Origin of the sequence: Planococcus sp. MB-3u-03 (assembly GCF_002833405.1) — a bacterium.
Taxonomy (GTDB): domain Bacteria; phylum Bacillota; class Bacilli; order Bacillales_A; family Planococcaceae; genus Planococcus.
The window spans coordinates 1,578,272-1,599,236 of sequence record NZ_CP025135.1 but is presented as its reverse complement, the minus strand read 5'-3'; the positions used below and the strand labels follow the sequence as shown (position 1 = coordinate 1,599,236).

The window sequence follows — 20,965 nt, the reverse complement described above, 5'->3', positions numbered from 1 at the left end:
AACCTTATAGTAGTCCGAATTTTTCCAATTTATAGTATAAAGTACGCAATGAAATCTGAAGCTGTTTAGCGGTTTTCGACTTATTCCCTTTCGCTTCTTCAAGCGCACGGTGGAGGATGCCGCGCTCTACCGTTTCCAGCTGCTCCTGCAAAGGCGCAGATGCCGGAATGACCACTTCGTTCTTCGCTTCTTTCGCCTTCAGCATATTCAAAGGGATATGTTCTTCTGTCATCGTTTTATCGTTCATCTGCATGAAAATCATCGAGCGGCTCAGAATGTTTTCCAGTTCCCGTACATTGCCCGGCCAATCGTACATTTTCAAGAATTGCACAGCTTTCTCCGACACACTTTCGACGTTGCGGCCATATTCCTGGTTAAGCTTCAACAACAATCGGTCGACGATGCGCGGAATGTCTTGTTTCCTGCTGCGCAGCGGAGGAATCAAGATCGGCATGCGGTTCAGCCGGTAATACAAATCTTCACGGAATGTTCCGTCAAGCAGCGCTTTTTCCATATTGGCGTTGGTCGAAGCGATGACACGGACATTGACGGGAATCGGCTTGGTCCCGCCGATCCGCATCGTTTCGTGTTCCTGTAAAACGCGCAGCAGTTTGCTTTGGATCTGCGGCGACAATTCCCGATTTCATCGAGAAAGATGCTGCCGTTGTTTGCCTCTTCCAGCAAGCCGCGCTTTGCCCCGGTTCGGTGTTCAATCGTCGCGCCTTCCTCGTAGCCAAACAATTCGGCATCGAGCTGCTCACTCGACACCGCCGCACAATTGACACGGACAAATTTATTGAATTGGCGCTCGCTGGCGCTATGGATCGCATGGGCGAACAATTCCTTGCCCGTTCCCGACTCCCCGCGCAGCAGCACCGTCACAAGCGTCTGGGCAGCGAGTTTCGCTTGCTGCAGCGATAATTGCATTTCGGGGGACAAGCCGATAATGTCATCGAAAGTATATTTGGATTCAAGCGTCCGGATGATGCTCCTCGCCCGGCCCAGTTCTTTCATGAGCGACCGGATCTCCGTCGTGTCGTGGATGACCCCGACACTTCCTTTTAACTGGTTATCGACGATGATTGGCGCCACGTTGACGATGACTTCACGCTTTGCCGGGCCAACTTTTAAATTGACGCCGCGCACCGGTTTGCGGGTTTGCAAGGCTTTGAAGTGCATGCTTTCGCCTTCCGAGATATCCGCAGATGCCGGCCGGCCGATCACTTGCTCCATCTCGAGCCCCGTGATTCGTGTATAGGCCGGATTGACAAGCAAGCCATTGCCTTTTTCGTCCACCACCGAAATTGCATCGTCGCTCGATTGGATGATCGCTTGCAGCATCGTCTGGATTTCTTTCAAGTCGGTAATTTCCTCGGCGAGCGAAACCACTTCCGTAATGTCCTTGAACACGGCAAACGCACCGATCAACTCGCCGTTTTCATCGATCATCGGGAAACGGCTCGTGACAATTTTCGACCCGTCTTTCAGTTCGAGCTCCCGGTTCAATTCCGTCCTGCCCGTCTCGATGATCCTCGGCAATTCGCTCATCGAGATCAGTTCGTGAATATGGCGCCCGATGGCTTCGTCCTGCTTAACCGAGAGCATCCGTGCGGCACTACGGTTGATAAAGTTAATATGGTTGTCAAGATCGATACCGACCATGCCTTCATCGATTGAATTGAAAATGATCGATCCCTTATGGCTCTCGTTGCTTAGGCGATTGATATAATGCTCTTTCTCATCCATCAGGCGGACAAAGATATTCGCGACGCTCCCGGGAATGATGACAGTCCTCGGGGGATAATAGCGCCTTAGCCGCTGCGTTAAGTCATCGTCGCCAGTTACATTAAAGACGATGTCGACCGTTTTCGGCAATTCCCGGTAATCTGTGCCTGTGGCAATGCGAAACTTTTCAGCTTCTTTAATGCCGGCGCATCTGCATGAATATCCGCAACTCCCTCGACATGAAACCAGCCGGACTCGACGAGCAGTTTTAAGATTGCGGACCCGCCAATGCCGCCGCCGATAATGATCACTTTTGCAATTCTCTTCAAACCTTTCTGTCCCGATTCGTGCAATGGACTGCACACATATTTCTAGACTACCGCAGGGGACAATTCTTGACAACTTTAAGCGGATTGGAAACAATGGAACATGAAGGATGTGGAATAGATGGGACGATTGATTGCATTTATCATTTTGCTCATTCCTGGCGTCATGGCCGCTTACGGCATCAAACTAATGCGGGATACGCTTTTCAATAAATTGCTCGAACCGTATCCGGCCTTGTGGATGCAATTTACGTTAGGGACGCTTTTCACAGTGATCGGCATCGGCTTTTTCGCCGGGTTCCTGTTGAACCGCGACCGCAAAAAAGGCAATGTGTCTGAACGGTTCCAGAAGCGATAAATGACTGCAGGCATGTGAACAAACTAAAAAGAACGCCCGGAACTATGGTTCCGGGCGTTCTTTTTCCATTACGGTTGTAATTTTGTGGTTTCCTGTGCCCATACGGCTTTTACGCGTGCAGGATAATCTGTGATGATCCCTTTGACAGAAGGATGAAGACTCCGCAGCAGGCGTTCATTCCCCGATATGCCGTAAAGACGCACCGGTTTATCCAAATTGGCTATCGGTTCAAGCCATTTCGACTTATGGAATCTCTTATGGAAGTGAAAGCTGTCGAGCCACTGGCAATTCTCCAGTTCATTCCACTGCACGGCGCGTTTCAAGATCCACGCTATTTCAATATGCGGCAGCAAGCTTTTCATCTTTTTAAGAAGCTGCGCATCAAAAGAAGAGAGATGGACATCTTCTGCCCCTTCCAACAACGCGCAGACAATCTCAGGACCCTCCGGATGCCTGGCAACGGATGACTTCAACTCGATATTCAGCGGAATGTCTTTCTTTTTCGCCCAATCGATCACTTCATAGGCAAGTGGAATCGAATGGCGCCCGAAACGCTTGAACCTTTTGCGGATCGACAGCGACTTCAGCGAGTCATATGGCATTTCATAAATGTCTGCTTGCGTCCCCGCCAATCGCTTTAATTGATCATCGTGGTAAATGATCGCAATGCCATCCTGTGTCATCTGGACATCCAACTCGATGCCGACCTGCAATTGATGCGCCAATTCAAATGCTTGCCATGTATTTTCAAGCGCATGCCCCGAGGCGCCGCGATGCGCGTAAATTTCAATTTCAGACATAGCTTCCTCCCCTTTTTTGGATAGGACCTAGCTTTAATCATTTATTTTATCATTTCACTGACTGGCTGCAAGTGTTGGGCTTTCTTGTGGGCGGTTTTTTGTTTTTTCGTTATTACCTTATGTAGTTTAATACATTTATTACTGATGCGCTGCCGCGCAAAAAAAAACCGACGCTCTTAATAGGCGCCGGTTCGTAGTTATGATTATTCGTTAGTGCCAAGGCTGTCGACGATCATGGCGATAAATTCGGAATTGGACGGCTTCGACTGGAGGTGCGATTCACTATAGCCGAAGACACTTGCGATATGCGCGACGGACTCGCTGCGCACCCATACTTGCCCGATGGCATGGCGGATCGATCTTTCCACCCGCGCCGCCGTCGTATCGAATTTCAAGGCGATTTTCGGGTACAGCTCTGTCCCTTATAAACATCTGACGCTGACTGACGGAGGTTCATCCACGACAATCGACACCGCCGCTTTCAAATACATATAGCCCTTCAAATGCGGCGGCACGCCGATGTCTTTCAATCTCAAGGTAATGAGCTCATCTTTTGTCACCATGCCGCTTTTTGCTGCTTGATCACCATTTTTCATGATGTGGTTGATCTGGACGACCAGTCGCTCAGTCTCGAACGGTTTCATGATGAAATATGAAGCCCCGTAATCAGCAGCTTGGCTCATGATCGACTCCTGGCCGAATGCGGAAAGCATGATGACGTGGATTTTGCTCATACGCTCATCGGATCGCAAGACGTCGAGCACCGCGATCCCATCGAGATGGGGCATGATGATGTCGAGCAGCAAGATATCCGCTTCGGTCTGTTCCAGTATGCCGATGCATTCCCTGCCATCGTAGGCAACACCCACCACTTCCATATTCGGCTGTAATTCGAGAAATTCGGTCATCAATTCGACAAGCTCGCGGTTGTCATCGGCAATGGCGATTTTTATTTTCTCCATATTTTTCTCTCCTAAAATATAGGCTCCGGACCCTTATTTCATCAACAGCTTCCGGTCCCTCGCCAAAGTCAGCAATTCATCAGCATGCTGCAAGGTCAATTCGGTGATTTCCGCCCCTGACAGCATGCGGCTCATTTCTTCAGTGCGCTTGCGCCCTGCCAATTCTTTCACCGATGTTGTCGTGCGGTCTTTCGATACTTTTTTCTCGATAAACAGATGCTGGTCTGCCATGGCGGCGACTTGCGGCAAATGGGAAATGCACAGCACTTGTGAATGGCGGGCAATGGCGGCAATTTTCTCGGCAATTGCCTGCGCCACGCGCCCGCTGACTCCTGTGTCGACTTCATCGAAAATGATCGATGTGATGCCTTGGTGCTTGGAAAAAATCGTCTTCAGCGCGAGCATCATGCGCGACAATTCGCCGCCTGAAGCTACTTTCGTCAACGGCTTCAAAGGTTCCCCGACATTCGTCGAAATATGGAAGGCGATGCTGTCCTGGCCGAAACGGTCTAACTTGCCTTTTGGCAGCAAGTTGAATTGTACCGAAAATGAAGCTTTGCCCATATGGAGCTCTTTTAGCTGCTCCATGATGGCCTTCGATAATTTGGCTGCCGCTTGCTTTCTAAGCATTGTCAGTTCTTCCGCTTCGATGCGCAAATCCTCGGTCAATTCCTTGAGTTTCTCCTGATCGAGGCGCAAGCGCTGATCGCGGTTGAGCAATTTATCGAGTTCGTCCGCTTGCTCTTCCTGGTACAAAAGCATGTCTTCGACCGATGCGCCGTATTTCCGTTTTAAAGATTGCAATAATGCAAGGCGCTGTTCGATTTCATTGAGCCGTTCCGGGTCGAATTCCAACTGGTCCAGTATGCGCTTGATTTCCGTCGATGTGTCCTGGAGCTGATAGAATGCCCCGGTAACCGATTCCGACGCTTCTTTGAATTGCTCATCGACAGCAGCTGCGTGTTCAAGTTCGCTCATCGCATTGCCAACCCAATCGAGCCCCTTCGACTCCCCTTGAATCGCTTCATGGGCTTGTGAAATCGATTCGAAGATCTTGGTGAAATTCTGCAGTCGTTTGCGGTCTTCCAGCAAGGTCTCTTCTTCTCCCGGCACGAGCTGGGCTTCTTCGATTTCATTCAATTGGAATGTCAATAAGTCGATGCGCTGTGCGATCTGCTGTTCGTTTTCATTATAGCTGGCAAATTCACGCTTTAATTTCGTGTATTTTTCAAATGTATGGCTATAGCCTTCTTTGGCTTTGGTTAACAGTTTCCCGGCAAATTGATCCAATAGATGAAGATGCTGCTTTTCATCCATCAATTCCTGCGTCTCGTGCTGGCCGTGGATGTCGATCAATGCGGCACCGACTTCACGTAAAATGGAAATGGTGACAAGTTTTCCGTTAATGCGGCAGACGTTTTTGCCTTTGCCATTCAACTCGCGACGCAATAAGACATCCCCGTCACTTGCTTGGATCCCGAAATCCTCCAGTTTTTTATGGACCGGATGCTTTTCGCTTTCAATATGGAACAAGCCTTCAATTTCTGCTTTTTGGGCCCCGTGACGAATGAATTCTTGGCTTCCTCGCCCTCCGGCTAGTAAATGCACGGCATCGATGATAATCGATTTCCCTGCACCGGTTTCCCCTGTCAGAACTGTCATGCCTTCTGTAAAACTGACCGATAATGTATCGATAATCGCAAAATTGCGGATATCCAATTCTCGCAGCATATACATCCACCTCTTTAATTAAAGCATTTCAATCAAACGCTGTTTCAACACTTCACGATGTTCCACATCACGGCAAATGATCAAACATGTATCATCTCCGCAGATGGTCCCTAAAATTTCTTCCCAATCCAAATGGTCGATCAACGAACCGATTGCATGGGCATTGCCCGGCAAGGTTTTCATGACCAGAAAATGGCTGGCCCCATCGATGCTGACGAATGCATCGGTAAGCGCACGGTGCAGTTTCTGCATCGGGTTAAAGCGCTGGTCAGCCGGCAAGCTGTATTTATAGCGCCCGTCCTGCAACGGAACTTTCACCAAATGCAGTTCCTTGATATCGCGAGAAACGGTCGCTTGCGTCACTTCATAGCCCGCAGCTTTCAATAAGTCGACCAAATCATCTTGCGTTTCGATTTCGCGATTTGAAATCAAGTCGCGGATTTTGATATGACGTTGTCCTTTATTCATGGTGCTCCCCCTTGAGTGAATAATTATTCCATATACTTTATATCGTACATCTAAACCGCTTTGAAAACAAGGAAACTTCCTGCCCATACTAGAACTATTTACCCCTTATGAACAAGCTTCACTCATTTTCAACGGCCAAGCAGAAAAAAAGGGCGGGGAATAAATTCCCCTGCCCTGTTAATTGGATTGTGTGTTTTTTTCCTTAAATGCAGAATGGGCATGGTCGACCGTTTGTGCAATCGACTGTGCATCCGGCAATTCACTTTTTGTTGCCTGTTCATTGGAAACAAGATGGAATAAAAACTCGATATTGCCTTCTCCGCCGGTAATCGGCGAATGGGTCATGGCCTTCACTTCGAAACCGCAGTCGACTGCATAGGCAGCTACTTTTTGCAGCACTTCCTGATGCACTTTCGGATCGCGGACGATGCCTTTTTTGCCGACTTTCTCACGCCCCGCTTCAAATTGCGGCTTGACGAGTGCGATGCAATCGCCGCCTGGAACCAAAATGGTCTTCAGCACCGGCAGGATAATGCGCAGCGAAATGAAGGAAACGTCGATGGTTGCCACTTCCGGCAAGCCTTCCTGAAAATCTTCAGGTTTTGAATGACGGAAGTTGGTGCGTTCCATGACGGTTACGCGCGGGTCTTGGCGGATGGTCCATGCCAGCTGGTTATAGCCGACATCCAGTGCATAGCCGTGGCGTGCGCCGTTTTGCAACGCACAATCGGTGAACCCGCCAGTCGATGAACCGATATCAAGCATCATTTTGCCTTCCACCGTCACATCGAATTCAGCGAGAGCTTTTTCCAATTTCAAGCCTCCGCGGCTGACATAGCGCAGATCATTGCCCTTTTTTTCAAGCGGCGCATCTTCAGGGATTTTTTCGCCGGGTTTCTCGAGCCGTTCAGTCCCTGAGAAAATTACCCCGGCCATGATGGCGCGCTTTGCTTTTTCACGTGTCTCGCAAATGCCCCGCTCTACTAGCAGGACATCCACCCGTTCTTTTTTCACTTTATTCATAGAACGTTCGACCGCTCCTGCTGTTGTGAATTCTGCTGGACGCGAACTTTCACTTTCTTGACCACTTCGTCGCTATTGAGGTGGATTTCGTCCATCAATTCAGCGACATCACCGTGTTCAACGAAGAGATCCGGAATTCCCATGCGGTCGATGACAGCGCCTTCGTGGCCGTTGTCATGCGCGTATTCAAGCACTGCGCTGCCGAAGCCGCCTTGCAATACCGCTTCCTCGATTGTCAGAACCGGCACATTGCGGCCGAAAATCGATGCAAGCATTTCTTCGTCCATCGGTTTGATGAAGCGTGAGTTGACGACTTCCGCGTGGATTCCTTCTTCGCGCAATTGCTCAGCAGCATGAAGTGCCATCGGGATTGTCGTGCCGAATGCCAAAATGACGGCATCCGTTCCTTCTTCCAACACTTCCCAGCTGCCGATCGGAATCGCCTTCAGCTCATCGTCCATAGGCACGCCGAGGCCATTGCCGCGCGGATAGCGCAATGCGATCGGGCCGCCGTTATAATCGATTGCCGTTTTAACCATATGCTGTCCTTCGTTTTCATCTTTCGGCATCATCAAGACCATATTCGGGAGATGGCGCAAGAAGGCGATATCAAAGACGCCTTGATGCGTTTCGCCGTCCGCCCCGACCAATCCAGCACGGTCGATGCCGATAAAGACATTCAGGTTCTGGCGGCAAATGTCGTGAACGACTTGGTCATACGCGCGCTGGAGGAATGTCGAGTAAATGGCTAAGAATGGCTTCATTCCTTGCGTCGCAAGTCCTGCGGCCATCGTGGTCGCATGCTGCTCGGCGATGCCCACATCAAACATGCGCTCAGGAAACTCAGAGGCAAAGCCTTCCAATTTCGAACCGACCGGCATTGCCGGTGTAATGGCGACGATGCGCTCATCGGTGCGTGCAAGCTTGCGTGCGGTTTCAGCGATCAAGCCGCTCCACGAAGGCGCTGTAGATGAAGATTTCACTAAATCGCCCGTTTCCATTTTATAGGGCCCAATTCCGTGCCATGTGCCGATTTTATCTTGTTCAGCCGGCAAATAGCCTTTGCCTTTTTTCGTGATGACATGAAGCAAGACAGGGCCTTTCGTTTTCTTCGCATATTCCAGGTTGTCTTCGAGTTCCTCGAGGTCATGTCCGTCGATCGGGCCGAGGTACGTAAATCCGAGCTCTTCGAAGAACATGCCGGAGACGACCAAATATTTCAGGCTGTCTTTGACGCGCTCTGCTGTTGAAGCGAGCTTGCCGCCGACTGCCGGCACTTTTTTCAGCAAGTATTCAAGATCGTCTTTGACTTTATTGTATTTTCCGGCCGTCCGCATGCGTCCAAGAACGCTATGGAGCGCTCCGACGTTTGGTGCGATCGACATTTCGTTATCGTTGAGGATGACGGTCATATCGGTTTGCGCGTGCCCAATATGGTTCAGCGCCTCGAATGCCATGCCGCCGGTCAATGCGCCGTCGCCGATGATCGGAATGACGTAATTTGTATCTTTTTTGATATCGCGCGCTGCCGCCATGCCCATTGCTGCAGACAAAGAAGTCGAACTATGGCCGGTTTCCCAGACATCGTGATCGCTTTCATTGCGTTTCGGGAATCCGCACAGGCCTTTGAATTTGCGCAGCGTGTCGAATTGATCTGCACGCCCCGTCAAAATTTTATGGACATAGGACTGATGCCCGACGTCCCAGATCAGTTTGTCGTCTGGGCTGTCGAAGACACGGTGAAGTGCAATCGTCAATTCCACCACGCCGAGGTTCGGGCCGATATGGCCACCGGTTTTCGAAAGATTTTCTATAAGAAATCGACGGATATCTTCACTTAAGAGCTCCAATTGCTCTGGATTCAGCTCTTTTAGGAAAGATGGACCAGTTATTGAATGAAGATCCATTTGCCATCACACACCTTTTTTCTATATTTTCCTGTATTGTTGTCTCCCCATATTATAGCAAGACAGGGCAAATGTACAAACAAGAGCCCTATTTTCAGCTTTTTCGCTGGACGATCAGCTCAGTCAATTCCTTCAATAGCTGCTGTTCACCAGGCAATTCCGCAAGCGCATCGAGCGCTTGTTGTGCGTGATAATCCAGTTTTTCTTTCGCTTTCGGCAAGGTCAAAATGCCGGGGTACGTGCTTTTATCGCTTGTTTCGTCTTTGCCGGCTGTTTTTCCGAGCTCCTCGGAAGTGCCTGTGACATCCAAGATATCATCCTGGATTTGAAACGCCAATCCGAGATGGCGGCCGAATCTTGAAAGCGCCACCAATTGATCAGAACTGGCTCCTGCCAGGATGGCTCCTGAAATGATGCTATAGGTCAATAAAGCGCCTGTCTTCAATAAATGCACTTGCTCCAATTGTTCCAAGCCCAGCTGCTTTTCTTCCCCTTCGATATCCAGGACCTGGCCGCCGACCATGCCTTCTGCACCGGCCGCTGTCGACAATAAGTCGATGAGCCGCACTTTATCTTCTGCGGAAACATCGTCCAGACGCGCCAAGATGCCAAAGCTGAACGTCAACAGGGCATCTCCCGCTAAAATAGCGACAGCTTCCCCGAACACTTTATGGTTGGTCGGCATGCCGCGGCGCAAATCATCATTGTCCATGCTCGGCAAATCATCATGGATCAAGGAATATGTATGGATCATTTCGATCGCAGCCGCCACTTTCAAGGCATCTGGATGGGCTGCGCCTTGTTCATGCATGGTGGCGAGCACGAGCATTGGGCGGATGCGCTTGCCTCCTGCTTGCAATGAATAATGCATCGATTCTTTTAAAGATTCCGGAATGGCCAATTCACTGATCAATTCCGCCATCTCCTGCTGGATGACCGGTTCATAATGGGTTCTGAATTGTTTTAAGTTCATTGCGCATTTCCTTCCCCTTCGATTTCAGCCGGGACTTCTTTTCCGTCTTTCATCATCGTCACCAGCTGGGTTTCGGCATTTTTCAATTTATCGTGGCATAGCTTCGATAACTCCATGCCTTTCTGGTAAAGCGTCAACGCTTCTTCGAGCGGCACATCGCCTTGTTCGAGCAATTTGACGATTTCCTCCAACTGCTCCATTGCGTCGTTGAACATCATGTTATTTTCTGCCATTTAGTCGCGCTCCTTATCTTTTGGGTTGATCGCTTCGATGACGGTTTCGATTTCTCCGTCCTTCAATGAAAGGCTGAGCCGGTCGCCAAGCTCCAGCTGATCGACCGATTTCACCACTCCGCCCTCTTTGAACGGAATCGCATAGCCCCTGTCCATGATCTTCAAGGGGCTGAGCGCATCCAGCGTGCGGATGGCAGACTTCAATTGCTGCTCCCGCTGCCGGAAGACATGAGTGATGCGCTGGTCGAGCCGTTCTCCAAGAATGGCTAAATCGCGTTCGGACTGGCGGATGCGGTCAGTTGGGTTGCGATTTTCCAATTGGCGTGAAAGCATTGCCAGCCGGTCGCCTGAACGCCTTGCCGTCAACACGGTCTCGCGCTGCAGAGCATCCGTGGCCCGTTCGATGCGTTCGATGAATGGGCGGTAGAGCCGGTCCGGGTAGGCCATCGGATATGAATTTTGCAGCTGCGTCAGGCGGATGCGGCGCTGTTCCAAATCGTTCGACATGAGCCGGAACATCACTTGGCGCTGCCCCATGACGCGCTCGAGCAACTCGATGCGGCTCGGAACCGCGAGCTCTGCAGCGGCTGTCGGGGTAGCTGCGCGCAAATCGGCTACAAAATCAGCGATTGTCGTGTCGGTTTCGTGACCGACCGCCGAGATGACGGGAATGGCCGAATCATAGATTGCCCGCGCTACTGCTTCTTCGTTGAATGCCCATAGGTCTTCGATCGACCCGCCACCTCGCCCGACAATCAAGACGTCGCTGTCTGTACGGTTGGCTTGTTGGATGGACTGGACGATCGATTGGACGGCTCCCTGGCCTTGCACTAATGTCGGAAACAGCACAATTCGCGCAAGCGGGTAACGCCGCCTGAGCGTCGTGATGATATCGCGCACGGCAGCCCCTGTCTGTGCGGTGATGACTGCCACTTTTTCGGGGAACTCAGGCAACAGCTGTTTATGCGCAGCATTGAATAAGCCTTCTTTACTGAGCTTTTCCTTTAATTGTTCAAACGCCAAATAATAATCGCCGATGCCGTCGGGCTGCATCGACTGGGCATATAATTGGTATTGTCCCGACGCTTCGTATACGGAGATATCCCCGCGGATCAGGACGGTCATGCCGCTTTCCGGACGAAATTTCATCGATTTCGCTTTCGCCGAGAACATCACCGCCGGCATGCGTGCTTTCTGGTCTTTCAATGTGAAATAGATATGCCCGCTCGTATGGATTTTTACGTTCGACAGCTCCCCTTTTACGTAGACGTCACGCAAATGCGGGTCGGCATCGAATTTCTTTTTTATGTATTTCGTTAACGCTGCAACACTTAAGTACGGGTCGGTCGCCAAAATGTCAACCCCTGTCTATAGAAAGTAAAAAGCTGTCTTTCTTTCGAAAAACAGCTCTATTTGCTATTCATTTTACACGCTTTCGGCAGCTTTGTCTTTCGATAATCCTTTTTCAGCCGACAGCAATGTATTTTCCATCAGCATCGCGATGGTCATCGGCCCAACGCCGCCCGGTACAGGCGTGATGAAGCTGGCACGCTCGCGTACCGCTTCGAAATCCACATCGCCACAAAGCTTGCCGTTTTCGTCACGGTTCATGCCTACATCGATGACGACCGCGCCTTCTTTGATGTGGTCTGCCCCGATGAACTTCGCACGGCCAATTGCCGCAATGATGATGTCCGCCTGCTTGGTCATCGCCTTCAAGTCCGGTGTCTTGGAGTGGCAGTAAGTCACAGTCGCATCTTTTTGCAGCAGCAGCTGGCCGACCGGTTTGCCGACGATATTGCTGCGGCCGATGACGACCGCGTGCTTGCCTGCCGGGTCGATGCCGTAATGCTCAAGGAGCACCATCACCCCGTGCGGCGTACATGGCAAAAAAGTGTCTTTGCCGATCATCAAATTGCCGACGGAAATCGGGTGGAATCCGTCGACATCCTTTTCGGGAGCGATTGCCGTGATGATCTTGAATTCATCGATCTGGGCAGGAAGCGGCAATTGCACCAAAATGCCGTGGATGTCCGGGTCGTTATTCAATTCAGCGATTTTTTCAAGCAGCTCTTGCTCGGTCAGTGAAGCAGGGTATAAATGAAGATCCGAACGCATGCCCAGTGATTCACATGTTTTCTTCTTGTTTTTGACATAGGTTTGCGAAGCGGAATCATCGCCCACTAAAACGACCGACAGGCCAGGAGTGATTCCGTTTGCTTTCAGTTTCTCTACACGTTGTTGCACTCGCTCTTTAATTTTCAGGCTTACGGCTTTTCCATCAATCAATTCAGCAGTCACGTAGATTCCTCCAATGATTAGTTCGCAGTTTGGTCAGTGAATTTCGAAAGCACGCCGTTGACGAAACGGCTTGATTTATCGTCCCCGAAAGTTTTGCTCAGCTCGATCGCTTCGTTCAAGACGACGCGGCTCGGCGCATCGTCCATATATTCTAGTTCGAAAACAGCCATGCGCAAAATGGTGCGTTCGACTTTCGGCAAGCGCTCAAGCGACCAGTTTTCCAAATGGCCTTTCAGTTTTTCATCGATTTCCTGCTGCTTGCTGTTTGTGCCTTCTACCAGCAACTTATAGAACTGGTCGGTTTCCCCGTCCATGACATGTTCCATCGCTTCTTCAATTGTCAATTCGGTTCCATCGAGCTGGAATAGCGTCTGAAGCGCTTTTTCCCGTGCTTCGTGTCGTTTCATCATAATTCCGGTCTCCTTTTTCAAGCTGATTATCCCCCCATTATACAGGTAATCGCGTGGAACTTCCAAGTTTGAAATGTTCCAACAAATCACTGCGGGCACAGCGTATCCATAAAAAGAAGGCTGGCCGAAACATGCATCAGCATGTCCGGGCAGCCTGCTTATCAGTCCACTTGGGGATTGTCGAAATGTATACCGGTAATGTGTACATTCACTTCCTGCGTCTGCAGGGAAGTCATTGTCTCCAAGGTCTGGCGGACTTGTTCCTGAATTTTCTTGGCAGTATTCGGGATCGATACGCCGTAATCGATGACGCAATAGACGTCAATCGCCAGCCCTTCGTCCGACAGTTCGGTTTTGATGCCTTTGCCATGGACTTTTTTGCCCAAACGTTCAACGACGCCTGAAGCAAAATTGCCGCGCATGCTGGCGACGCCTTCGATATCGGTCGCAGCGATGCTGGCGATTATTTCCAGCACTTCCGACGCGACTTCGATATTCCCGAGATCCTGCGCACCGGGTGATTTCATTTTTACATAGGGGATTACTTTTTCTGCCATTTGAATGTTCCTCCTCAGGAGCCCATTACATCGTATTTTTCCAGGAATTTCGTATTGAAGTCCCCGGATTTGAACACCTCATGATCCATGAGGCGAAGATGGAATGGAATGGTCGTGAAGACGCCCTCGACAACGAATTCGTCCAGTGCGCGCTTCATCTTGGCCACGGCTTCTTCGCGTGTATCGGCGAATGTGATGAGCTTGGCTACCATGGAATCGTAATACGGCGGGATCGTATAGCCCGAATACATCGCTGAATCGACGCGCACGCCCATGCCGCCTGGCGGCAAGTACATATCCACGCGGCCTGCTGACGGCATGAAGTTTTTCAACGGATTTTCGGCGTTGATTCGGCATTCGATGGACCAGCCTTTGAACGTCACGTCTTCCTGTTTATAAGCGAGCGTTTCGCCGGAAGCGACTTTCAATTGCTGCTGGATCAAATCGATGCCCGTGATCATTTCGGTGACCGGGTGTTCGACTTGGATGCGTGTGTTCATTTCCATGAAATAGAATTTTTGGTTTTCTACGTCAAAAATGAATTCGACCGTTCCAGCACCGCGGTAATTGACTGCTTGCGCAGCTTTTACTGCTGCTTCGCCCATTTCGGCTCTTAGTTCGGGTGATAAAGCCGGTGATGGCGCTTCTTCGACGAGCTTTTGCATGCGGCGCTGGATCGAGCAATCACGCTCTCCTAAATGGATAACATTGCCATGCGAATCGGCAAGCACCTGGATTTCGATATGGCGGAAATCCTCAATGAATTTCTCGATATAGACACCCGGGTTGCCGAATGCTGCTGCTGCTTCTTTTTGCGTCATATTCAAGCCTTTGACGAAATCTTCGCGCGTTCTCGCCACGCGGATCCCTTTTCCGCCACCGCCTGCGGTCGCTTTGATGATGACTGGGAAACCGATCTTCTCGGCGATTTCCAAGCCTTCCTCTTCGCTTCCGACGATTCCAGTAGAGCCCGGAACGACCGGTACATTGGCTTTGCGCATGGTTTCACGGGCTACGTCTTTAGTTCCCATTTTCGAAATCGCTGCTGCTGTCGGGCCGATGAACATGATGTCGCACGCTTCGCATAATTCGGCAAAGCTCGAGTTTTCAGCGAGGAAACCATATCCCGGATGGATGCCGTCGCAATTCGTCAGTTTAGCGACGCTGATGATATTGGAAAAGTTCAAATAGCTGTCTTTTGATAGTTTCGGCCCGATGCAATAAGCTTCATCGGCCAGTTCAACGTGGAGCGCTTCTTTATCCGCTTCTGAATAAACCGCTACAGTTTGATATCGAGCTCTTTACAGGCACGGATGATCCGAACGGCGATTTCCCCGCGGTTGGCAATCAATACTTTTTCATCATCGTCAGCCCCCCTTAGTTTGCTTTTACGAGGAACAAAGGCTGACCGTATTCGACCAATTGTCCATCTTTGACTAGGATCTCAGCGATTTCCCCATCTACTTCTGCTTCGATTTCATTAAAGAGCTTCATCGCTTCAACGATGCAAACAACTTGGTCTGCAGAAACTTTCGTTCCGACAGCTACATAAGCATCTTCTTCCGGTGATGGCGATTGGTAGAACGTGCCGACCATCGGAGACAGGATTTTGTGCAAGTCTTCGTTCGATGCGTCGCTAGTCTCAGCCGCTTCCGTTTGCACCGGTTGTTCTGTCGGTGCAGCTTCAGCTGCTTCAGCTTGTTTTGGAGCTGCTGGTGCAGGTGCCTGAGCAGGCTCTTCAACCGCTTTTGACTTTACAGCTGTTGATTGTGAAGGGTTGGATGAATTTTTCTTCATCTTGACTTTGACGCCGTCGAATTCATAGCTGAATTCGTCGATGGATGAATGATCCACCAATTTGATGATTTCGCGAATTTCCTGGATTTTCATATTATACCTACTCCCCTGTTATGTATTTAATTTTAGCTACTCCACCATTTTAGACTTTTTCGAATCATTTTGAAATAGCAAGGCAGACATTTTAAAAAAGGCCCCTTAAAAGAGGCCTTTCCTACTTATTGGGCACGCGAGACGTATGAAGAATCGGTCGTATTGATGATTAGTTTATCCCCTTGGTTGATGAAGAATGGCACCTGGACAGAGAGCCCTGTTGTCAAGATTGCCGGTTTCGATCCACCGCTAGCCGTATCGCCTTTGATGCCCGGGTCTGTTTCAGCGACTTCCAAGACGACTGTGTTCGGCAGTTCGACGCCCAGCACTTCGCCGTGGTATTGGATGACTTGTACGTCCATGTTTTCCTGCAGGAATTTCAGCTCATATGCGATGCTCTTTTCCGGCAATTCGATCTGGTCGTAAGTTTCTGTATCCATGAATGCGTGCATATCGCCATTCGCATACAAATACTGCATTTTGCGGTTGTCGATTTGCGCTTTCGCCACTTTTTCGCCGGCGCGGAATGTTTTTTCATTGACCGCTCCCGTGCGCAAATTGCGAAGCTTCGAACGGACGAATGCCGCCCCTTTGCCCGGTTTAACGTGCTGAAATTCCATCACGCGCCAAATATCGTTATCCACTTCGATGGTCAATCCTGTTTTAAAATCGTTTACTGAAATCATATTAGTAGTTCCTCCGTTTGTTATAAAATGCGAAGCTCTTTTGAAGAATGCGTCAAGCGCTCATTCCCCGTTTCGGTAATCAGTATATCATCTTCGATGCGCACTCCGCCAATTCCCGGCAAATAGATGCCCGGTTCGACCGTGACCGCCATCCCGGGTTCAAGGACGGTTTCTGAGCGGAACGATAGTCCTGGGCCTTCATGGACTTCGAGGCCGATGCCGTGGCCGGTCGAATGCCCAAACGCTTCTCCGTAGCCTTTTGACTTGATGTAATCGCGTGCGATGGCATCCGCTTCGATCCCGGTCATGCCCGGCTTGATTTTCTCAAGTGCCAACACTTGTGAATCCAAGACCACCTGATAAATTTCCTTGAGCTTGTCGGATGGTTCACCGACTGCAACCGTGCGCGTGATGTCCGATACATAGCCATTATACAAAGCACCGAAATCAAGCGTGATAAGGTCGCCTTGTTCGATTTTCTTGTCTGATGCGACACCATGAGGCAATGCTGAACGCAAGCCCGATGCGACAATGATGTCGAACGAAGAAGAAGTTGCACCTTGTGAACGCATGAAGAATTCCAGTTCATTTGAAACTTCAAGTTCTGTCATCCCTGCCTTGATGTAGGAGCAAATATGCTCAAACGCATCGTCGGCGATCTTGGCTGCTGCTTTTAGCACTTCAAGTTCTTCAGGCGATTTCACCATGCGCAGCTTTTCGATCAACCCGCTGACCGGTTCGAGCGTAGCAGATAATTTTTCCTGATACTGCGAATAGGTCGCAAAGGTCATATAATCCTGTTCGAATGCCAGCCGCTCGACTGCCGCTTCTGTAGCAATGCGCGCCACTTCGTCAATCAAGCCTTTTTGCGCTTGGACCACTTTGAATTCTTTGACTTGCTCCCCTGCCTGTTCCGTGTAGCGGAAATCGGTAATGAACCAAGCATCATTCGGCGTGATGAGCGCAAGCCCAGCCGTTCCGGTGAAGCCTGTAATAAAACGAAGATTGTACGGATTTGTCACCAGCAGGGAATCCAGTTCCCGCTTTTGCATTTGTTCGCGCAGTTTTATCAATTTCATCAGTTTCATCCTTTCTGTTGTCGAAGCAAGAGCGACTGGAGCCCCAGCCGATAGACGTCCTTGCCGAAGCCGGCGATTTGCCCGATGGCTACGGGCGCGATATGGGAATGGTGGCGGAACTCTTCACGTGCATGGATATTGGAAATATGTACTTCAACGACCGGCACTTGGACCGATGCGATGGCGTCGCGTATCGCGATGCTCGTATGCGTATAGGCACCGGCATTCAAGACGATGCCGGAAATGGCATCATCGTCAGCACCGTGGATCCAGTCGATCAGTTCGCCTTCGTGATTCGACTGCCGGCAGATCAGCTCAAAGCCTTCACTTTCTGCGAAATCCGCCAGTTCCTGCTCCAGCTCCTGCAATGTAAAACTTCCGTACGCTTTTTTTTCGCGTTTGCCGAGACGGTTCAAATTGGGACCGTTCAACACCAGGACTCTCATGCCCTTGCACCCCTTTCTTGGCTTTCCTTTTCCATTTTAGCATACGATCAATTCGCAGCAAGCTAGAAGACGGTCTCAAGAGGGGACATAAAAAAAGCGGGAGCCTATTTGGCTTCCGCTTTTTGTCACTGGAGAATATTGCTCCGGCTATTTGAAGTTTTTTGTTACAGTCCGCATTTCAATTGGGCTGCGCAGTTCGTGCATGTATTGCATCCGCCCATTTCTTCCACTGTCCCTTTACGGCAGACAGGGCAAGTATTCCCTACTTCCGATCCGATCGTGACATTGGTCGAGCGCAAGTCTTGGATCGTGTCGATCAAGACGACCGGGCGCTTGCCAGTGTCTTCTTCTTGGTGGTCTTCTTCGAACGTATTGTCTTCAGCTTTTAATGTCAGCACTTGTGAATCACGGCTGCCGTCGACGTAGACTGTGCCGCCTTTGGCACCGCCTTTGTAGAGACGCTCATAGACACCTTCAACTTGTTCGACGGTATAGCCTTTCGGCGCATTGACCGTTTTCGAGATCGAGGAATCGATCCAGCGCTGGATGATGCACTGGACATCAGCATGTGCTTCAGGCGCGAGGTCCATCGACGTAATGAACGCCTGCGGCAAATTGTCTTCATCCGCGTCCGGGTTGTTCTTCAAGTATTCACGGACGATATCCGCTTTTACTTCGATGAATTTCCCGAGACGCCCGCTGCGGTAATAAGTAAATGAATAATATGGTTCCAAGCCTGTCGATACGCCAACCATTGTGCCAGTCGAGCCTGTCGGCGCAACCGTCAATAGATGGGAGTTGCGGATCCCTTTGTCGAGCACCGCTTGACGGATTTCTTCTGGCATTCCTTGCATAAAGCCGGTTTCGGTAAATGCACGGCGCAAGTTCTCCGTTTCTGCATCTGTTTCGCCGACGAGGAACGGGAAGCTGCCGCGTTCTTCAGCGAGCTCTGTAGAAGCTTCATAAGCTGCGACTGCAATCGTCTTGAAGATCTCATCGACCAACTCGTTGCCTTCTGGAGAGCCGTATTCACGGTCCGAATAGATGAGCAGGTCAGCAAGGCCCATGACGCCAAGGCCTACACGCCGTTCGCCAAGTGCCTGGATGCGGTTTTCTTCTAAGAAATAAGGAGTTGCATCGATGACATTGTCTTGCATGCGCACACCGACGCGCACCGTTTCTTTGAGTGCTTCAAAATCCACTTGCTTCGTTTTCGGATCTGCAAAGCGTGCCAAGTTGACGGCCGCCAAGTTACACACGGAATAAGGCGCAAGCGGTTGTTCACCACACGGGTTCGTCGCTACGACTTTTTGGCCGTATGCAGTGGCGTTCGTTTTTTCATTGGCATTATCGATGAAGAAGATGCCAGGTTCTGCAGAATATGTCGCGCATACATTGATCAAGTTCCATAGTTCGCGCGCTTTGATCACGCGGTATGTCCGGACTTTATGGCCCATTTTTTCCCAATCGCGGACATCGCCGATCTTATGCCATTCTTCGTTATAAACTGCCATTTCTTCTTTCGAATACGATTCAACTGCCGGGAAGCGCAATTCGAAATCTTCGTCTTTTTCGACTGCTTCCATGAAGTCTTTCGTCAAGGTGACGGAAATATTGGCGCCAGTGAGGAATTCTTCGTTATGAACGGAGAATGTGCCGCCATCGCGCAATTTCGTTTCCGCATCGCGCATGATTTTTTCATTGAATCCACCCATGCCCGGAATGGTCCGGTAGTTGAGCAAACCTTGATACATCGCTTCTTCCTGTTCAGTTAAAGGCTTGAATTTCAATTTATCGTTCGCCAGGCGTTTGATCGTTTCGTCTTCGCTGTTTTCGATCAAATAGCGCAAAATACGCGGGTTTTGCATTTTGGAAATGATGAATTCCGCGATATCCGGATGCCAATCAGCAAGCATGATCATCTGGGCGCCGCGGCGTGAGCCACCTTGTTCGACCAGATGCGTCAGCTTCGCGATATCATCGAGCCATGAAACAGAACCGGATGATTTGCCGTTGACGCCACGAGCCAGTGTATTGCGCGGGCGAAGTGTCGATCCGTTCGTTCCGACACCGCCTCCACGGCTCATGATTTCCATCACTTGCTTGCGGTGGTCTGAGATGCCTTCGCGTGAATCAGCGACAAATGGCATGACGTAGCAGTTGAAATACGTGACGTCGGTGTCAGCGCCTGCCCCGTACAGCACACGGCCGGCAGGGACGAAATTCAAGTTAACGAGCTGCTCATAGAATTTCGTGAACCATTCGCTTTGCTTTTCAGGGGTTTTCTCGACTGCAGAAAGCCCAGTGGCATTACGTTTGGCGATTTGCTCGTAAAATACTTCGAGCGGTTTTTCGATGACATCAATCGGTCGGTTGACGATGCCTTGCTCTACTTCTTCAGGGTTGTCGATGGCGCTGCGGTAATCTTCTTCGATCCAGACGCGTGCTTTGTTCGCGTCTTGGTCGATCGAGACGATATATCCGAGGCCGCGCGCTGGAAATTTCGGGTCTTCCTTGACTGTCAACACGACGAAATCGCCAGGCTTCAATGTACTTTTGCTAGTGTCCTTGAAGGAATAGCGGTCAATCATGACCAGGCGGGATACGCCTTTATGGGTTTTCTTCATGTCCTTCGTTACCGCGTGGACTTGCGGGAAAGCTTCAATGTCTTTGTTCAGGGACTCGACGTTTAATGTATATTCGGATTGTGTGGCGGAAACCATTTGACAAATCCTCCTTTATATTATATGGGCTTAACACTATATATAGTATTATTACAATTCCCATGATACTATATATTGAAACTCACTCGCAATAACATTTTTCTGATGGAAAATTTGCGCGGCGGGATAATCGAGCAATGGCAAGGGTTCTGCGTTTTCCCTTTCGTTAAAATGAGACGAAAGACACGTATGTTCGCATTAATCAGCACAAAAATCGATTTATTTTCCTGTTGAAAGCACTTGACAACTGAAAGTCCAGCCACAGCGCGCCTCCTGCCCACATGCTTCACAGGATTGCCTCTGATTTGCCCAGATTACTGTAACATAGCCATTGAATATCCGTCACCATATCTCTTATAATGAGTAA

17 protein-coding genes and 3 pseudogenes are annotated in these 20,965 nt (G+C 50.0%); 1 reads left to right on the top strand and 19 read right to left on the bottom strand.

The window, feature by feature from the left end; all coding sequences use genetic code 11:
• Positions 1-4 precede the first annotated feature (4 nt).
• A pseudogene (locus CW734_RS09290) lies at positions 5-2,045 on the bottom strand (sigma 54-interacting transcriptional regulator).
• Positions 2,046-2,172: 127 nt separating this feature from the next.
• Here CW734_RS09290 and CW734_RS09285 point away from each other — a divergent pair.
• Positions 2,173-2,409: a DUF2627 domain-containing protein gene (locus tag CW734_RS09285; protein WP_101190263.1), complete on the top strand. Its 237-nt coding sequence runs from the start codon at positions 2,173-2,175 to the stop codon at positions 2,407-2,409.
• A gap of 68 nt (positions 2,410-2,477) precedes the next feature.
• Here CW734_RS09285 and CW734_RS09280 read toward each other — a convergent pair whose 3' ends face one another.
• The 18 genes and pseudogenes from CW734_RS09280 to CW734_RS09195 all read right to left on the bottom strand — a co-directional run bounded on the left by CW734_RS09280 (position 2,478) and on the right by CW734_RS09195 (position 20,598).
• Positions 2,478-3,209, bottom strand: coding sequence for a glycerophosphodiester phosphodiesterase (locus CW734_RS09280; RefSeq protein WP_101190262.1), 732 nt, complete (start codon positions 3,207-3,209; stop codon positions 2,478-2,480).
• A 203-nt stretch (positions 3,210-3,412) separates the two neighbouring features.
• A pseudogene (gene spo0A, locus CW734_RS09275) lies at positions 3,413-4,171 on the bottom strand (sporulation transcription factor Spo0A).
• Positions 4,172-4,204: 33 nt separating this feature from the next.
• A complete protein-coding gene (recN, locus tag CW734_RS09270) occupies positions 4,205-5,902 on the bottom strand; it encodes a DNA repair protein RecN (RefSeq protein ID WP_101190261.1) in 1,698 nt (565 codons plus the stop codon).
• A gap of 18 nt (positions 5,903-5,920) precedes the next feature.
• Positions 5,921-6,370, bottom strand: coding sequence for a transcriptional regulator AhrC/ArgR (ahrC, locus tag CW734_RS09265; RefSeq protein ID WP_058380870.1), 450 nt, complete (start codon positions 6,368-6,370; stop codon positions 5,921-5,923).
• Positions 6,371-6,547: 177 nt separating this feature from the next.
• Positions 6,548-7,393, bottom strand: a complete 846-nt coding sequence (locus CW734_RS09260; RefSeq protein ID WP_101190260.1) for a TlyA family RNA methyltransferase — start codon at positions 7,391-7,393, stop codon at positions 6,548-6,550.
• The gene (gene dxs / locus CW734_RS09255; RefSeq protein WP_101190259.1) at positions 7,390-9,300 is read right to left on the bottom strand and encodes a 1-deoxy-D-xylulose-5-phosphate synthase; all 1,911 of its coding nucleotides are present in this window, start codon (positions 9,298-9,300) and stop codon (positions 7,390-7,392) included. The genes CW734_RS09260 and dxs overlap by 4 nt, the downstream gene beginning before the upstream one ends.
• 94 nt (positions 9,301-9,394) lie before the next feature.
• On the bottom strand, positions 9,395-10,273 hold the full coding sequence (locus tag CW734_RS09250) for a polyprenyl synthetase family protein (RefSeq protein WP_101190258.1): 879 nt from the start codon (positions 10,271-10,273) through the stop codon (positions 9,395-9,397).
• A complete protein-coding gene (gene xseB / locus CW734_RS09245) occupies positions 10,270-10,506 on the bottom strand; it encodes an exodeoxyribonuclease VII small subunit (RefSeq protein WP_058380874.1) in 237 nt (78 codons plus the stop codon). The genes CW734_RS09250 and xseB overlap by 4 nt, the downstream gene beginning before the upstream one ends.
• On the bottom strand, positions 10,507-11,859 hold the full coding sequence (gene xseA, locus CW734_RS09240) for an exodeoxyribonuclease VII large subunit (protein ID WP_101190257.1): 1,353 nt from the start codon (positions 11,857-11,859) through the stop codon (positions 10,507-10,509).
• 72 nt (positions 11,860-11,931) lie between these two features.
• Positions 11,932-12,807, bottom strand: a complete 876-nt coding sequence (gene folD / locus CW734_RS09235; protein WP_101190256.1) for a bifunctional methylenetetrahydrofolate dehydrogenase/methenyltetrahydrofolate cyclohydrolase FolD — start codon at positions 12,805-12,807, stop codon at positions 11,932-11,934.
• 17 nt (positions 12,808-12,824) lie between these two features.
• Positions 12,825-13,214 carry a transcription antitermination factor NusB gene (nusB, locus tag CW734_RS09230; RefSeq protein ID WP_101192173.1) on the bottom strand — a complete coding sequence of 130 codons (390 nt, stop codon included), beginning with the start codon at positions 13,212-13,214 and terminating at the stop codon, positions 12,825-12,827.
• 164 nt (positions 13,215-13,378) lie between these two features.
• Positions 13,379-13,774 (bottom strand): Asp23/Gls24 family envelope stress response protein, encoded by a 396-nt coding sequence (locus tag CW734_RS09225; protein WP_058380877.1) that lies wholly within the window; start codon positions 13,772-13,774, stop codon positions 13,379-13,381.
• A gap of 14 nt (positions 13,775-13,788) precedes the next feature.
• Positions 13,789-15,188 (bottom strand): annotated as a pseudogene (accC, locus tag CW734_RS09220) (acetyl-CoA carboxylase biotin carboxylase subunit).
• The gene (gene accB, locus CW734_RS09215; RefSeq protein WP_101190255.1) at positions 15,152-15,664 is read right to left on the bottom strand and encodes an acetyl-CoA carboxylase biotin carboxyl carrier protein; all 513 of its coding nucleotides are present in this window, start codon (positions 15,662-15,664) and stop codon (positions 15,152-15,154) included. Before accB ends, accC begins: the two are co-directional and overlap by 37 nt.
• Before the next feature lie 125 nt (positions 15,665-15,789).
• Positions 15,790-16,350, bottom strand: a complete 561-nt coding sequence (efp, locus tag CW734_RS09210) for an elongation factor P (RefSeq protein ID WP_058380880.1) — start codon at positions 16,348-16,350, stop codon at positions 15,790-15,792.
• Between the two features lie 20 nt (positions 16,351-16,370).
• Entirely contained in the window at positions 16,371-17,429 is a 1,059-nt protein-coding gene (locus CW734_RS09205) for a M24 family metallopeptidase (protein ID WP_101190254.1), read from the bottom strand.
• 5 nt (positions 17,430-17,434) lie between these two features.
• Positions 17,435-17,875 carry a type II 3-dehydroquinate dehydratase gene (aroQ, locus tag CW734_RS09200; RefSeq protein WP_101190253.1) on the bottom strand — a complete coding sequence of 147 codons (441 nt, stop codon included), beginning with the start codon at positions 17,873-17,875 and terminating at the stop codon, positions 17,435-17,437.
• Between the two features lie 164 nt (positions 17,876-18,039).
• Complete coding sequence (locus tag CW734_RS09195; RefSeq protein WP_101190252.1) at positions 18,040-20,598, bottom strand: vitamin B12-dependent ribonucleotide reductase; 2,559 nt, start codon at positions 20,596-20,598, stop codon at positions 18,040-18,042.
• Between the last annotated feature and the right edge of the window lie 367 nt (positions 20,599-20,965).